The sequence below is a fragment of the Staphylococcus simiae genome (genome assembly GCF_017357005.1).
Lineage (GTDB): Bacteria > Bacillota > Bacilli > Staphylococcales > Staphylococcaceae > Staphylococcus > Staphylococcus simiae_A.
Map to the genome: position 1 here is coordinate 511,684 of NZ_CP071589.1, position 16,215 is coordinate 527,898.

13 protein-coding genes and 1 pseudogene are annotated in these 16,215 nt (G+C 33.1%); 8 read left to right on the top strand and 6 right to left on the bottom strand.

The window, feature by feature from the left end:
• The first annotated feature begins 97 nt into the window (after positions 1-97).
• Together fusA and tuf are read left to right on the top strand one after the other, a co-directional pair.
• Entirely contained in the window at positions 98-2,179 is a 2,082-nt protein-coding gene (fusA, locus tag J3R86_RS02240; protein ID WP_207517865.1) for an elongation factor G, read from the top strand.
• Positions 2,180-2,397: 218 nt separating this feature from the next.
• Positions 2,398-3,582 carry an elongation factor Tu gene (gene tuf / locus J3R86_RS02245; protein ID WP_002465098.1) on the top strand — a complete coding sequence of 395 codons (1,185 nt, stop codon included), beginning with the start codon at positions 2,398-2,400 and terminating at the stop codon, positions 3,580-3,582.
• Positions 3,583-3,744: 162 nt separating this feature from the next.
• On the opposite strand, the pseudogene J3R86_RS02250 reads toward tuf, so the two are convergent.
• A pseudogene (locus J3R86_RS02250) lies at positions 3,745-5,030 on the bottom strand (ISL3 family transposase).
• Between the two features lie 376 nt (positions 5,031-5,406).
• The gene (locus J3R86_RS02255) at positions 5,407-6,573 is read right to left on the bottom strand and encodes a M20 family metallopeptidase (protein ID WP_207517866.1); all 1,167 of its coding nucleotides are present in this window, start codon (positions 6,571-6,573) and stop codon (positions 5,407-5,409) included.
• A 157-nt stretch (positions 6,574-6,730) separates the two neighbouring features.
• On the opposite strand from J3R86_RS02255, the gene J3R86_RS02260 reads away from it, so the two are divergent.
• The 4 genes from J3R86_RS02260 to hchA all read left to right on the top strand — a co-directional run bounded on the left by J3R86_RS02260 (position 6,731) and on the right by hchA (position 9,989).
• Complete coding sequence (locus J3R86_RS02260) at positions 6,731-7,918, top strand: glycine C-acetyltransferase (protein ID WP_207517867.1); 1,188 nt, start codon at positions 6,731-6,733, stop codon at positions 7,916-7,918.
• 154 nt (positions 7,919-8,072) lie between these two features.
• Positions 8,073-8,585: a GNAT family N-acetyltransferase gene (locus J3R86_RS02265; protein ID WP_207517868.1), complete on the top strand. Its 513-nt coding sequence runs from the start codon at positions 8,073-8,075 to the stop codon at positions 8,583-8,585.
• 11 nt (positions 8,586-8,596) lie between these two features.
• Positions 8,597-9,016, top strand: coding sequence for an NUDIX hydrolase (locus J3R86_RS02270; protein WP_207517869.1), 420 nt, complete (start codon positions 8,597-8,599; stop codon positions 9,014-9,016).
• Between the two features lie 97 nt (positions 9,017-9,113).
• Complete coding sequence (gene hchA, locus J3R86_RS02275; RefSeq protein WP_207517870.1) at positions 9,114-9,989, top strand: glyoxalase III HchA; 876 nt, start codon at positions 9,114-9,116, stop codon at positions 9,987-9,989.
• 293 nt (positions 9,990-10,282) lie between these two features.
• Here hchA and J3R86_RS02280 read toward each other — a convergent pair whose 3' ends face one another.
• Positions 10,283-10,822 (bottom strand): TetR/AcrR family transcriptional regulator, encoded by a 540-nt coding sequence (locus J3R86_RS02280; protein ID WP_207517871.1) that lies wholly within the window; start codon positions 10,820-10,822, stop codon positions 10,283-10,285.
• Positions 10,823-10,956: 134 nt separating this feature from the next.
• Between J3R86_RS02280 and J3R86_RS02285 the strand changes: the two genes are divergently transcribed.
• Both J3R86_RS02285 and J3R86_RS02290 read left to right on the top strand, forming a co-directional pair.
• Positions 10,957-11,604 carry an SDR family oxidoreductase gene (locus J3R86_RS02285; RefSeq protein WP_207517872.1) on the top strand — a complete coding sequence of 216 codons (648 nt, stop codon included), beginning with the start codon at positions 10,957-10,959 and terminating at the stop codon, positions 11,602-11,604.
• A 22-nt stretch (positions 11,605-11,626) separates the two neighbouring features.
• Positions 11,627-12,535, top strand: a complete 909-nt coding sequence (locus J3R86_RS02290; RefSeq protein ID WP_207517873.1) for an alpha/beta hydrolase — start codon at positions 11,627-11,629, stop codon at positions 12,533-12,535.
• Between the two features lie 246 nt (positions 12,536-12,781).
• On the opposite strand, the gene J3R86_RS02295 is transcribed toward J3R86_RS02290, so the two are convergent.
• From J3R86_RS02295 to J3R86_RS02305, 3 genes are all read right to left on the bottom strand, one after another.
• Positions 12,782-13,561: a DeoR/GlpR family DNA-binding transcription regulator gene (locus J3R86_RS02295; protein WP_207517874.1), complete on the bottom strand. Its 780-nt coding sequence runs from the start codon at positions 13,559-13,561 to the stop codon at positions 12,782-12,784.
• A gap of 184 nt (positions 13,562-13,745) precedes the next feature.
• Entirely contained in the window at positions 13,746-14,978 is a 1,233-nt protein-coding gene (locus J3R86_RS02300) for an MFS transporter (RefSeq protein WP_207517875.1), read from the bottom strand.
• Positions 14,979-15,004: 26 nt separating this feature from the next.
• A complete protein-coding gene (locus J3R86_RS02305) occupies positions 15,005-16,072 on the bottom strand; it encodes an alcohol dehydrogenase catalytic domain-containing protein (RefSeq protein WP_207517876.1) in 1,068 nt (355 codons plus the stop codon).
• Positions 16,073-16,215: the final 143 nt, after the last annotated feature.

The window sequence follows — 16,215 nt, forward strand, 5'->3', positions numbered from 1 at the left end:
TGTTACTTGTTAGTGAATCATCATTAGCAACTCATACTTAGGGCATCGCCATATCTATCGTATTTATTCAGTAATTAACTGGAAGGAGAAAAAATACATGGCTAGAGAATTTTCACTAGAAAAAACTCGTAATATCGGTATCATGGCTCACATCGATGCTGGTAAAACGACTACGACTGAACGTATTCTTTATTACACTGGCCGTATCCACAAAATTGGTGAAACACACGAAGGTGCTTCACAAATGGACTGGATGGAACAAGAACAAGATCGTGGTATTACAATCACATCTGCAGCAACAACTGCAGCTTGGGACGGGCACCGTGTAAATATTATCGATACACCTGGACACGTAGACTTCACAGTTGAAGTTGAACGTTCATTACGTGTACTTGACGGAGCAGTTACAGTACTTGATGCACAATCAGGTGTTGAACCTCAAACTGAAACAGTTTGGCGTCAAGCTACAACGTATGGTGTTCCTCGTATCGTATTTGTAAACAAAATGGATAAATTAGGTGCTAACTTCGAATATTCTGTAAGTACTTTACATGATCGTTTAGATGCTAACGCAGCTCCAATCCAATTACCAATTGGTGCAGAGGACGAATTCGAAGCAATCATTGACTTAGTTGAAATGAAATGTTTCAAATATACAAATGATTTAGGTACTGAAATTGAAGAAATTGAAATTCCTGAAGATCATAAAGAAAGAGCTGAAGAAGCTCGTTCTGCATTAATCGAAGCAGTTGCTGAAACTAGCGACGAATTAATGGAGAAATATCTTGGTGACGAAGAAATTACAGTTGCTGAATTGAAAAATGCTATCCGTGAAGCTACTACTAATGTAGAATTCTACCCAGTACTTTGTGGTACAGCTTTCAAAAACAAAGGTGTTCAATTAATGCTTAACGCTGTAATTGATTACTTACCTTCACCATTAGACGTTAAACCAATTATTGGTCACCGTGCTAGTAACCCAGAAGAAGAAGTAATTGCAAGAGCTGACGACTCAGCTGAGTTCGCTGCTTTAGCATTTAAAGTTATGACTGACCCTTATGTTGGTAAATTAACATTCTTCCGCGTGTACTCTGGTACAATGACATCTGGTTCATACATTAAGAACTCAACTAAAGATAAACGTGAACGTGTAGGGCGTTTATTACAAATGCACGCCAATTCACGTCAAGAAATCGATACTGTATATTCAGGAGATATCGCAGCTGCGGTAGGTCTTAAAGATACAGGAACTGGTGATACTTTATGTGGTGAGAAAAATGACATTATCTTGGAATCAATGGAATTCCCAGAACCTGTTATTCACTTATCAGTTGAACCAAAATCTAAAGCTGACCAAGATAAAATGACTCAAGCTTTAGTTAAATTGCAAGAAGAAGACCCAACATTCCATGCGCATACTGATGAAGAAACTGGACAAGTTATCATTGGTGGTATGGGTGAACTTCACTTAGACATCTTAGTAGACCGTATGAAGAAAGAATTTAACGTTGAATGTAACGTAGGTGCTCCAATGGTTTCATATCGTGAAACTTTCAAATCATCTGCACAAGTTCAAGGTAAATTCTCTCGTCAATCAGGTGGTCGTGGTCAATACGGTGATGTTCACATTGAATTTACACCTAATGAAACTGGTGGCGGTTTTGAATTCGAAAACGCTATCGTTGGTGGTGTAGTTCCTCGTGAATACATTCCATCAGTTGAAGCTGGTCTTAAAGATGCTATGGAAAATGGTGTCTTAGCAGGTTATCCATTAATTGATGTTAAAGCTAAATTATTTGATGGTTCATACCATGATGTCGATTCATCAGAAATGGCCTTCAAAATTGCTGCATCATTAGCACTTAAAGAAGCTGCTAAAAAATGTGATCCTGTTATTTTAGAACCAATGATGAAAGTTACTATCGAAATGCCTGAAGAATACATGGGTGATATCATGGGTGACGTAACATCTCGTCGTGGACGTGTTGATGGTATGGAACCACGCGGTAATGCACAAGTTGTTAATGCTTATGTACCACTTTCAGAAATGTTCGGTTACGCAACTTCATTACGTTCAAACACACAAGGTCGCGGAACTTACACAATGTACTTCGATCATTATGCAGAAGTTCCAAAATCAATTGCAGAAGAAATTATCAAGAAAAATAAAGGTGAATAATATAACTTGTTTTGACTAGCTATGCTAGGTTAAAATATTAAGTGAGCTTATTGTAAGCTAGCATCTTTAAAGTTTGATTTTTTTGGATGTATGCATTATAAAGGAATTATGAATTTCTTTTTTGCAAACACTGTAAATCATCTTCTCATGACGGTGAGAAACTGTCATGAGAGATAAAATTTAAATTAATTTTCAATAAGAATAGGAGAGATTTTATAATGGCTAAAGAAAAATTCGATCGTTCAAAAGAACATGCCAATATTGGTACTATCGGTCACGTTGACCATGGTAAAACTACTTTAACAGCTGCTATCGCAACTGTATTAGCAAAAAATGGTGACTCAGTTGCACAATCATATGACATGATTGACAATGCTCCAGAAGAAAAAGAACGTGGTATCACAATCAATACTTCTCACATTGAGTACCAAACTGACAAACGTCACTATGCACACGTTGACTGCCCAGGACACGCTGACTATGTTAAAAACATGATCACTGGTGCTGCTCAAATGGACGGCGGTATCTTAGTAGTATCAGCTGCTGATGGTCCAATGCCACAAACTCGTGAACACATCTTATTATCACGTAACGTTGGTGTTCCAGCATTAGTAGTATTCTTAAACAAAGTTGACATGGTTGACGATGAAGAATTATTAGAATTAGTAGAAATGGAAGTTCGTGACTTATTAAGCGAATATGACTTCCCAGGTGACGATGTACCTGTAATCGCTGGTTCAGCATTAAAAGCTTTAGAAGGCGACGAAAAATACGAACAAAAAATCTTAGACTTAATGCAAGCTGTAGATGACTACATCCCAACTCCAGAACGTGATTCTGACAAACCATTCATGATGCCAGTTGAGGACGTATTCTCAATCACTGGTCGTGGTACTGTTGCAACAGGCCGTGTTGAACGTGGTCAAATCAAAGTTGGTGAAGAAGTTGAAATCATCGGATTACACGAAACTTCTAAAACAACTGTTACTGGTGTAGAAATGTTCCGTAAATTATTAGACTACGCTGAAGCTGGTGACAACATTGGTGCATTATTACGTGGTGTTGCTCGTGAAGACGTACAACGTGGTCAAGTATTAGCTGCTCCAGGTTCAATTACTCCACACACTAACTTCAAAGCTGAAGTTTATGTATTATCAAAAGACGAAGGTGGACGTCATACTCCATTCTTCTCAAACTATCGTCCACAATTCTATTTCCGTACTACTGACGTAACTGGTGTTGTTAATTTACCAGAAGGTACTGAAATGGTAATGCCTGGTGATAACGTTGAAATGACAGTAGAATTAATCGCTCCTATCGCGATTGAAGACGGTACTCGTTTCTCAATCCGTGAAGGTGGACGTACTGTAGGATCAGGCGTTGTTACTGAAATCATTAAATAATATCTAATTCATTTTGGATTTTATATAAAAGACCCCGTAATGGGGTCTTTTTTTATGAATGTTTTAAATAACACATTATAAAGCTTCTCTGTCAAATTGGACTGATGCATAAAATTTTGGTTCTCTGTCAAATTGGACTGATGTATAAATTTTTTATAGAAGTTAAGCAGCAATTTGTTGTTTAACTTCTTTTTTATTTTCAGGTGCATATAGTTTTGAACATAAAAGAATTCTGTTGCGCAAATGATTGTAATTTCCATAACCAAAAGATGTACGTTTAATAAGTTTGATTTTATTATTAATACCTTCAATAGGACCGTTGGTCAAATTGATATAATTGAAAGTATGTTCGATGAAGCAAGCATGTTTTTTCAACGTTTTAATGGCTGTTTTTAATGATGGATGTAAGTCTGAAAGTTTTAATTGTTCTATGGTTTGTTTAAATGAGTCGAATTGGCTATGTTTCAAGTCATGTCGTAAATTATTAATCACTTCATATGTCTCTTTAAGGGTATCATCTTGGTCTAACAAGTATGTCACGATGCCTTTTTGCGTCTTCCATTCTTTAAACAAAGGTACCTTATTATATTCATACAATTCTAAGTCTTCGGTTGGTTTAAGTACAAGTTTCCAGTAACGCTTATATTTATTATATAGTGATTTATTTAGGTCTTTAAATACGTTCATAACGGCTACACGAATACTATTTAAAGCTCGATTTAATAGTTGAACAATATGGAAACGATCGATAATAATTTTAGCGTTTGGAAATAGTTTTTTAATTAAAGTCATATAAGGTTCATGCATATCGATAGTCACTGTCTTTACTTGCTGTCTATCTTTTAAAGAAAAGCGGTAAAAATAAGTCTTGAGTGATTGAAGTCGACGATCTTCAACAACATCTATAATTTGATGTGTTTGTGCATCAGCGAATATAAAGCTCATATGACCCGAAACGTTCTTGACACTTTTAAACTCATCCATCATTAGATGTTTGGGTAGTGAAGCATACGGTGATTGTTTTAAATAATCTGCTGCTTGATCAATAAAACGTGATACTGTTGCCGTTGAAACTGAACATGAGCGTGCAATAGATACTTCTGATCTCACATCCACAGCTTTTTCGATAACTGCTAGACGTGTATTATTTGAAATATGACAATATGGATTTATTTCTGGTGTTTTGCTGTGAAATAGCTATGACAAACTCTACACAAATAGCGTTGCTTACTTAACATTAAATAAGCTGGACATTCAGATACCTTAGGTATCGTAATTCTAGATACTTTTTTACCATTTTTAACGATTTGATTGTCTGTATTTTCAGTATGACAAAACGGACATTCATCAATATTATTTCTTAAAGTACCATAGTAAAATTTACATAATTTCCCTTTATAATGTTTTTTAGTTAATTTTTCGCTATAAATAATGTTTTGGTCTTCCATATTAAGTGTATCTTATATAAAATTTTGCATAGGCGCATTATCTCCTTAGATTATTTGTTTGGTCACTTTTAATTATAGAGATAATTGCGCTTTTTTCATATTCAAAATACAAAAATCGGACTAATAGAAAATAACTAAAAAATTCTCTATCAGTCCGATTTATTATAGAGTACATTTTTAATTTTAATGCTTAGTTTAGCTCTATATTAAATGTCTAAGTTTAGGACTGTAATACTCGATTATCTATAGTTTGAAAACGAGTATCAAGCTATTTTACAGATAATAGATCAATATCAAATGAAGTGTTATGTAAAAATAAACCTCGAGCTAATCGCTTTTGACTATAGCTCGAGGTTTTCAGTTATTTTTCGGTCTATTAAAAGACGTTTTCTATATCTAAGATTTTCAAGAAAACACTGACTGCATATTTTAATGAAGACTCATCGATATCAAAATGAGGATTGTGGTGAGGTGCAGTAATACCTTTAGTGTCATTTCCACATCCTGTTAAGAAAAAGGCACCTGGTCGAACTTTTAAATAATGGGAAAAGTCTTCACCAATCATCATTAAATCAGCTTCATTAAAGCGTAAGTTTAATTCATTAGTAGCTTGTTTCACCACTTTATAAGCTTGTTCATTATTGTGGACGGGTAAGTATCCTTTAATATAATTTAAGTCGTAATCTATATCATTGGCGATAGATAAGCCTTGTAATAGTTTGTCTAATTTAACTTTAATATGATCTTGGATGGCTGTATCAAAAGTTCTTACTGTACCTTTACAGAAAGCTTGATCTGGAATAACACTATCTGAAGTACCAGCTTGAATCATACCAAAAGTAAGGACAGCTTGTTTCACTGGATCAATAGTTCTTGAAATGATTTTTTGTGCACTTAATATAAATTCAGCCATAGTAACAATAGGGTCAATGGTTTCATGAGGTTTAGCACCATGTCCACCTTTACCTTTAATGGTAACGCTAAATTCATCTGGAGAAGCCATAATCGCACCAGGACGTGAATAGATTGTCCCTGTTGGATAACCACTCCATAAATGTGTACCAAAAATTTTATCAACACCATCAAGACAACCTGCATCAATCATTTCTTGTGATCCACCAGGCATTATTTCTTCACCATATTGGAAGATTAATACAACATTACCTTGTAAAAGGTGTTTATGTTCTTCAATAATTTCTGCAACAGTAAGTAAAATAGCGGTATGTCCATCATGACCACAAGCATGCATACAACCTTCATTTTTAGATTTATAAGGGACATCATTTAACTCATCAATAGGTAGCACATCAAAATCAGCTCTTAATGCAATTGTCGGACCACTACCATTACCTTTAAAAGTAGCTTTAATACCATTGCGACCAATTGGTGTTTCAATGTCACAAGAATATTGACTCAATTGACTTATAATATAATCATGTGTTTGAAATTCTTCAAAAGATAACTCTGGATATTGATGTAAATAACGACGATATTGAATGGTCTTATGTTCTTTACTACTTGCTAATTGAAACCAATCTAGCACATTAATCACTACTTCCTAATAATTATTAATATTTATTCATTTTATCATAAATAATTTGAGTTATTATAATTTATTGCATGTGATGATAGGGCTTTCATGTTATATGCATTTAAGGTATGATATAGATATTAATAAACACTCAAGGAGGATATTTATAGTGGTTCAATCATTGCATGATTTTTTAGATGAAAATATAAAATATTTAAAAGATAATGGACTATACAACGAAATTGATACAATTGAAGGAGCAAATGGTCCGGAAATTAAAATCAATGGGAAATCGTATGTAAACTTATCTTCTAATAACTATCTAGGACTAGCAACAGATGAAGATTTGAAACAGGCAGCTAAAGAAGCAATAGAGACACATGGTGTGGGTGCTGGTGCTGTTAGATCAATTAACGGAACGTTAGATTTGCATGATGAATTAGAAGAGACATTAGCCAAATTTAAAGGAACTGAAGCAGCTATTGCTTATCAATCAGGATTTAATTGTAATATGGCTGCAATTTCTGCAGTAATGAATAAAAACGACGCTATTTTATCAGATGAATTAAATCATGCCTCTATTATTGATGGTTGCCGTTTATCAAAAGCTAAAATTATTCGAGTTAATCATTCTGATATGGAAGATTTACGTGCTAAGGCTAAAGAAGCAGTAGAGTCTGGTCAATATAATAAAGTGATGTATATTACCGATGGTGTCTTTAGTATGGATGGTGATGTAGCTAAATTACCAGAAATTGTAGAAATTGCTGAAGAATTTGGCTTGTTGACTTATGTTGATGATGCTCACGGTTCAGGTGTTATGGGTAAAGGTGCAGGTACAGTTAAACATTTTGGCTTACAAGATAAAATTGATTTCCAAATTGGTACATTGTCAAAAGCCATCGGAGTAGTGGGTGGCTATGTAGCTGGAACTAAAGAACTTATTGATTGGTTAAAAGCACAATCACGTCCATTCTTGTTCTCAACTTCATTAGCGCCAGGTGATACGAAGGCTATTACAGAAGCAGTAAAAAAAATAATGGCTTCTACAGAGTTACATGATAAGTTATGGGATAACGCTCAATATTTAAAAGATGGCTTATCAAAATTAGGATTCAATACAGGAGAATCTGAAACACCAATTACACCAGTCATCATTGGTGATGAGAAGACAACACAACAATTTAGTAAGCGTCTAAAAGATGAAGGTATTTACGTTAAATCAATTGTCTTCCCAACAGTACCAAGAGGCACAGGTCGTGTAAGAAATATGCCAACAGCCGCACATAGTAAAGCAATGTTAGATAAAGCTATTGCAGCTTATGAAAAAGTTGGTAAAGAAATGAATTTAATTTAATAATATGAAATGAATTGCCTAGGACTATTGTTAATCATCATTATATTTGAACAGCTTTAAATTCAACTATATAGATGATTAGCATATAAGTTTTAGGCTTTTTTGATTATTGCGCTAAACTAAGAACGAATATTGCTAAGGAGGATATTGTATATTGTATTTGCGAGAACTAAAACAGGAAGATGACAGAAGCTACAAAGATTATATAACTAAGTGGCAACAAAGCAAGGAACATATTGTTCCAAGTATTACAAATATTGATAAGTATGATTCTTTTGCATCTTTAGTTAAATATTTGAAGGAGACACAGATATCAAATCATTCGTGGGTACCATCAACAACTTTATTTTGTTTTGATGAACATACAAATAGAATTTTAGGAGCTATCAATATTAGACATCACTTAAATGAACAGTTACAACAAATTGGTGGCCATATTGGTTATGGTGTAAGTCCAGGATATAGAGAATTAGGCATAGCAAAATTTATGGTTACAGTAGCATTAGAAATTTTAACAGAAATGAACATGACACAAGTACTTATCACATGTGACGATAATAATATTGCTTCACAAAAAGTAATCAATCATTTCAATGCCAAAGAAATCATACCTTATCTTAAACAAGACGGTAAGAAAGTTAGACGCTATATTATTGATTTAGCATAAGGATGTGTAACATGAAAGAATTAAAAGTAGTATATGCATTAATTACTAATAGTCATGGTGAAGTATTACTAGTGTTGAATAGTGATAATAATGAATGGTCATTACCTGGAGGAAAAGTTGAACCTCAAGAAACATTAGAATGTGCATTAAAACGAGAAGTATATGAAGAAACTGGCTTATCATGTGAAGTTGGAGATGTAGTCAGTATTAATGAAGCACAGTCTTCACATTATCAATTACACACATTGTTTATTATGTTTAAAGCAACAATAACTAATACTGAAATCGCGACGCAAAAGATGGAAGAAATAAAGGATGTACAATGGTTTACTATTAGGCAAGCAGATCAATTATTAACGTATTATGAACATAGCTTACATCAATTTTTAACTAACCATGCAACATACTATGACGAAGGTATTTTAGATTAATTAATAATAATGTTAAAGCATATTATTCGCAATAAATGTTTTAACAGAGTAATATTCGTCTATAGTACTACAAATAGATAGAAAGAAGGATTTAATAATGGCTCAAGATGTAAATCAATTAAGTAAGCAACCTACACCCGACCAAGCTGAAGATAATGCGTATTTTCCATCACCATACTCATTAAGTCAATATACAGCACCTAAAACAGACTTTGATGGTGTTGAACATAAAGGTGCCTATAAAGGCGGTAAATGGAAACTATTGATGATTGCTGCAGAAGAACGTTATGTATTATTACAAAATGGTAAAATGTTCTCAACTGGTAACCATCCAGTAGAAATGTTACTACCATTACATCACCTTATGGAAGCAGGATTCGATGTTGATATTGCAACTTTAACAGGTTACCCAGTTAAATTAGAATTATGGGCAATGCCAACTGAAGATGAAGCGGTATTAAGCACATATGAAAAATTAAAAGCTAAATTGAAACAACCTAAAAAATTAGCAGATGTCATCAAAAATGACTTAGGTCCAGATTCAGAATATCTTTCTGTATTTATTCCAGGTGGACATGCTGCAGTTGTAGGTATTTCAGAAAGTGAAGATGTACAAACAACTTTAGACTGGGCTTTAGAAAATGATAAATTTATTATCACTTTATGTCATGGACCAGCTGCATTGTTATCAGCAGGTTTAAATAGAGACAAATCTCCATTTGAAGGTTATAAAGTATGTGTCTTCCCAGACGCTTTAGATGAAGGTGCTAATTTAGATATAGGTTATTTACCAGGACGTTTAAAATGGTTAGTAGCAGATTTATTAACGAAACAAGGTTTAGAAGTTGTTAATGAAGATATGACTGGTCGTACATTAAAAGACCGTAAATTATTAACAGGTGATAGCCCATTAGCATCAAATGACTTAGGTAAATTAGCAGTTAATGAAATGTTAAAAGAAATAGAAGCATAAAATAGAAAAAATGTCGGATAAAAGTATAATAAAAATTTTTATCCAACATCTAACTATAACAATTTGAAATATAAAATGATTATAAAGCACTGTTTTATATTTCGAAACAGCATTGTCGAAGTGGAGCCTGGGATAAAACCACTTTACAGTTAAATTCAAGCATTTGGCAGTAACTGTCAGGTTTGTAAAATGTTGATGTATCAACGTTTTGCAAACTTAGTCAGTCTTGCCGAGATGGGATTACGAAATAAATTTTATATAAAATTTATTTCTGTCCCACTCTCTACTCCTTTTCATTTAAAATAAGGTTCTAATAATTTTGTTAGTTCATTAATAGTATTTACTTTCTTTTCTTCTGGTAATTTAATATAGTTTAGCATTGATCCGAGAATAGCAGATGCTAAGAACGTCACTATTGTAGAATCGTCATCAACAGAGTAATAATTTGAGTTTAGATTTTGTTTTATTTGTGAACGAAGTAATAGTTCAACTTTATGTTGAAACATATCAGAAACTGATGGCGTACTAAACAAATTGAATACGTGTTGATGTTGATCAATATAACCAAACCAATAGCTTATACCATCACCAAAATTATATTGTTTCTTTTTATTACAGACATTTTCGAAGTCATGTAAGTATTGAGCCATAATAGCATCTAACAATGTAAATTTATCATTATAATGTGTATAAAAAGTACGTCTATCGATTTGGGCTTTATGACAAATATCTGTAACTGTTATATGATCAATCGAGTTATTTTTAATTAAAGATAACAAAGCGTTTATAATCTTTTTTTGCGTTTGAATTTGACGTTTATCGATGATGATCACTCCATTTAATGATACAAATTTACTGATTATGTATCGTTAAAATTAAAAGTAGTTAGTAATACGTTTATTACTACTTTTAATAAGGTAATATAAATTGTAATATATAGCAATCAAATTAAAAAGAGGTGCTTTAAATGACTAATAAAAATATTTTAATTATTGGAGCAAGTGGTCAAATATCACAACAACTTGTCCAACAGTTGTTAGAGCATACAACGGATAACTTAACATTATTTTTAAGAAATGCTAATAAATTACCATCAACTCAAATTAATCATCCTAGAGTTAATGTTATTGAAGGTGATGCTACCAATCAAAATCATATAGAAGATGCCTTAACTAATATTGATATCGTCTTCGCAAGTTTAGCTGGCGACATAGATCAACAAGCACAGGCTATTGTGGCAAGTATGGAAAATACAAAAGTAGATAGATTAATATTTGTAACTGCGTTAGGTATTTATGATGAAGTTCCTGGTGAGTTTGGTACATGGAATAATGACAACATCGGACCTTATTTACCACCGTATAGAAAAGCTGCAGACATCATAGAAGCATCGTCTTTAAACTATACAATATTAAGACCTGCGTGGTTAACAAACAATGATGAAATTGATTACGAAACTACTCCAAAAGGTGAGCCGTTCAAAGGTACAGAGGTATCACGCAAAAGTGTGGCAGCATTAGGAGCAGCGATTATAGAAAATCCAGAATTATATAAATACGCCAATATAGGTGTTAATAAGCCTAATACTGATGGTGTAAAACCTTCTTGGTTATAAAATAAAAAAGGTGGTAGAATTTATGAAACGTGTAACATTTAAAAATAATCAATTAACTATAGTAGGAAATATGTATTTTCCACAAGATTTTGATGAATCTTTAACTTACCCAGCAATTGTAGTTGGACATCCTGCTGGTGGCGTCAAAGAACAAACAGCAGGTCTATATGCAGAGCGTTTAGCTCAATTAGGTTATGTCACATTAGCATACGATGCTAGTTACCAAGGAGAAAGTGAAGGACAACCTAGACAACTTGAAGATCCACATGCACGTGTTGAAGATATTAGAGCAGCTGTAGACTATTTTACTACAGTGCCATTTATAGATAATGATAGAATTGGATTAGTTGGGATTTGTGCAAGTGGTGCCTACGTTATTAAAGCGGCTCAAACAGATAAACGTGTTAAAGCTGTTGCAGGTATAAGTGCATCAGATATTGGTCAAATTTTTAGATATGGTTGGACTGGCGAACAATCAATTAATGATACTTTAAATACTTTAGCGCAAGTGTCAAGTGAACGTACAGCTGAAGCTAATGGTCAAGAAATGCAAACAATAGGATTTGTACCTGAAGCAGATGAAATTACTGATGAGACACCACAAGAGATGAAAGACGGCTATGAATATTATAGAACGCCGCGTGCCAATCATCCAAGATCTAATAATAAAATACCATTTATCAGTTTTGATAGAATTATTGAATTTACAGCATTTGATCTTGTTAGTGAATTATTAACTCAACCATTACTAGTTATTGCTGGTAGTGAAGCGGGCACACGCTGGTTAACTGAACAAGTTTATGAAAAAGCTAATGAACCTAAAGAGGTATTGTATGTCGAAGGTGCCAATCATTTTGACATGTACGATAAAGAACCTTATGTCACAGAAGCTGTAGAAAAGATGGAAACATTTTTCAAACAATATTTATAAAATTAAGTGTTGAATATAACTAAAAATTATAATTAGCCCCAAACTGTGTAAAACAGCAAGGGGCTATTAGTATTTATGGTGTAGTTAATTAAATATTAAAAACAATGTGAATAGATATTTAAATGTTCATCAAACCCATAGACACTGTTTTTAAATTTCCATAACTAAAGACAATGATAAAAATGTATGATATGTCTCAAATACTGTCGTCAATTCACCGATGGTATACCTAAATGACAGTAATACTTAATTTAATCTCTTATTAGCGGACGTATCAACTGCAATGATGTTAGGAATAACATTTTTATAAGCTGATAAATCTTGATAATCATCAGTGATTAACGTATGAATTTTAGTCGGTGGACATACTTGATAAAAAGCCACTTTATCTAATTTAGAACTATCGGTAAGTAAATATACTTCTTTTGCCTGTTCAATCATCTGTCGTTTAGCAGGAACAAAATCTTCACTAAAGTGAGTGATACCATTGATTGCATCAACAGCAGGTGTAGCTATAAAAGCTTTTATAGCATTCATTGATTTAAGTGTATCAGTAGTTAAAAAGCCATTTAAAACATAGTTATTTGTATATAACACGCCACCAGTGACAATGACTTTGTGGTTTGATGAGCGTAAAATAGATGCCATATGTATGTCATTAGTAATAATTGTTAAATGTTGTTTATTTAATAATTCTTTAGCAAATAATAGCGTTGTAGAACCAGAATCAATAATAATCGTATCATAATCATCAACAAATTCTGCTGCTTTTTTACCAATTAATAATTTTTCATCTAAAAAGGTCGTTGCACGATCATCAAAGTTTAATTCGTCATAGACATCATTATTATTAAGTACGACACCACCATGCGTACGTTTAATCTGATTAAAATTTTCAAGTTTATTTAAATCACGTCTTATAGTAGCATCGTGGACATTAAATTGTTGTGCTAAAGTATGTACTGTTGCTGTTTTATATTGTTGTAAATAGGATATAATTTTTTGTTCTCTTTCTGCTGGTAACATGTCGCTCTCTCCAATAAAAGATTAATAGTTAATAGATATTGTGTATTATTGCAATAGTATAACAAATATTGTGTTGCAGGTGAATTAAATACAATATTTATAAACTTACAAGTTATCTAACTAAATAAAAGAGGACAATACGTGTGTTTGTTCACAACATATTGTCCAACTGTATTAAACGTTATTAGATTTCTCCATATTGTTGGCTTTTAGACATTTTTATAAAGAATGTTAGGATTGAACTAATAAAGTATAAGCCACCTAAGATCCAAATAATACCTAATTCACCAAAAGGTTTTAAAGCAAAATGTACAATCATTGGACCAACAAATACTGGTAGTCCAGCACCTAAATTTAAAATTGCTAAAGTAGCACCTTTGTCTTTTTTAACTAATGATGGTACAAGTGCAGAAAGGGGAACATATGCTGCAATAAAGATACCCCATAATAGACCAACAAATGTAAGTAAATAAATATTGCCATCTGTCCATAATGGAACATAACCCATTAGTAGACATGATATACCACTACCAATACCACCAAAGATCATAACAGTATTGCGCCAACCGATTTTATCGCCAACAATGCCCCAGAATAAATTGAAGACAATGTTACCAAAGAAGATGGCAGACCAAACTGCTAGCCATTTAGATGTTGGAATACCGAAAGATTCTAAATAAAGTGGTAAAAAGACTGGGAAAGCAAATTGTGCCGTTGTATTAATAACACGGACAATACCACCTAGTAATACTTTAGGTTCTTCAACAATAATAGTAAATCCTTTTGTCATTTCTAATAATTTTGCTTTAGCATTACTCTTATCAGTAGGTAATGTGTCTTTATTAATAACGATAGCGAAGACACCACCTATGACTACCCAAATTAATGAACTCCATAATGTACCGATGTGACCAAACCATTCAATCGCTACGATAGAATACAAAGCACCAAGTACATTTAGGCCACCGGTAAATACTAACCAGAACCAACCAACTGCAGCACCTAACGTACGTTGTTCAGAACGATAAGAAATCCATACTAAGAATGAATAAGCAAATAATGGATAACCTAGTCCTCTCAGTGCATATGCTGGATACATAATTGCTAAGTTTTCAGAAGGTAAAGCTACACCAACGAAACATACAGTACCAATGATATATAAAATAAGACCTAACATCATTGTACGTTTACCACCAAGTGCTTCTGCAAGGACACCACTAAACCAACTTGCAATTGTTACAGTAATACCATAGCAAGAAAATAGTGTACTTACTTCTCCACTGGCAAAACCATTGTGCTGTAAATATGGACTTAACCAACCAATTTCTAAGCCGTCGCCCATCATGAAAATCAAGATTCCTATATAACCCCAGATGATTTGACGAGGCATACCTAAAAAAGTCGAATGATTATTCATCGTATTCTCTCCTTATATATGAACAATTAAGCCCAGTGATATCTTAAATAAGTTTTTTTCCAACCTTTATGTGCAGCAGTATCATCCATTGCTTTATTTAAATCTTCTTTACTATAAATATCATAGTATTCTTCAGGAATTAATTTTTGTAAAGCTTGACGATATTCTTCATTTTCAAACGCTTGAATTAATTGTTCGAATTCTGTTTTAGTACTTCTAGAGCTACCAGATAATGTTAAACCTTTCTCTAAAACATCACGAGTATTGATGCCAACTAAATCTTCTGTAACACCCATTAAAACTAATTGTCCTTGTCTATCAATTAAATCGATAGCTTGATTAATCGCTGATTCAGAGAATTTACCGCCACAACATTCAAATACTGTATGCACGCCTTTGTGACTAGTAAAATCATAATCGAATACAAGATGTGTTGTAGCAAAGCTTTCGAATTCTTGTAATTTTTCTTCAACAGCACCAAAAACAAGTAAATTTTCTTTAGCAACACCATAAATATAATGAAGTGCAGTAGCTGCTAAATAACCAACAGGACCATCACCAAAGACTGCAACTTGTGGTGAAGAAGATGTTGTAAGTTCTTGAAGTTGGTTGATAGGGAATAAAGATACTGAACATAATTCTGATAATAAAGCGACATCTTCATCTAAATGCTCTGGAATTTTAACGATATTTTCCCCGGGAACAACCATTCTATCTTGGCAAATTCCATCATAGCCACTACCCATGAATACAGCATTTTCATCATAGTTATCCATTAAATCAGTTTTTTCAAAATCACCATGACGTAGACGGGATGGAATATTTGGAACGATGACAACTTTATCGCCTTGAGTAAAATTAGGATGCTTAGAATCTTCAATAGTTCCTATACCTTCATGGAATAAAGCCATTGGCAATTTTTTATCTAATGCTTCTTGACGACGATTACCAGTATAGTAACGTAAGTCAGCATGACATACACTTGCTTTTGTAGGATTTACAATTACATCGCCCTCATTAAAGTCATGCTCAATCGTCGTATATTCAAATTCACCTGGTTTGATTAAACGATATACATTTGATTTTATGCTCATTTATGTTCATCTCCTATTAATTTGTGTTTATTTTGTATACAACAACAATAGTAAACGCTTACACTTACATAAGTCAATAGTTTTATGCGTGATTTTGCTCATAATTTTATTTTTAAGTTTAAAAGCATTGATTTTTTGTTCGT

Excerpts from the sequence above, each read along its gene's own strand:
- fusA (WP_207517865.1), top strand. The coding sequence starts at position 98 with ATGGCTAGAGAATTTTCACTAGAAAAAACTCGTAATATCGGTATCATG.
- tuf (WP_002465098.1), top strand. The coding sequence starts at position 2,398 with ATGGCTAAAGAAAAATTCGATCGTTCAAAAGAACATGCCAATATTGGT.
- J3R86_RS02270 (WP_207517869.1), top strand. The coding sequence starts at position 8,597 with ATGAAAGAATTAAAAGTAGTATATGCATTAATTACTAATAGTCATGGT.
- hchA (WP_207517870.1), top strand. The coding sequence starts at position 9,114 with ATGGCTCAAGATGTAAATCAATTAAGTAAGCAACCTACACCCGACCAA.
- J3R86_RS02285 (WP_207517872.1), top strand. The coding sequence starts at position 10,957 with ATGACTAATAAAAATATTTTAATTATTGGAGCAAGTGGTCAAATATCA.
- J3R86_RS02290 (WP_207517873.1), top strand. The coding sequence starts at position 11,627 with ATGAAACGTGTAACATTTAAAAATAATCAATTAACTATAGTAGGAAAT.
- J3R86_RS02295 (WP_207517874.1), bottom strand. The coding sequence starts at position 13,561 with ATGTTACCAGCAGAAAGAGAACAAAAAATTATATCCTATTTACAACAA.
- J3R86_RS02300 (WP_207517875.1), bottom strand. The coding sequence starts at position 14,978 with ATGAATAATCATTCGACTTTTTTAGGTATGCCTCGTCAAATCATCTGG.
- J3R86_RS02305 (WP_207517876.1), bottom strand. The coding sequence starts at position 16,072 with ATGAGCATAAAATCAAATGTATATCGTTTAATCAAACCAGGTGAATTT.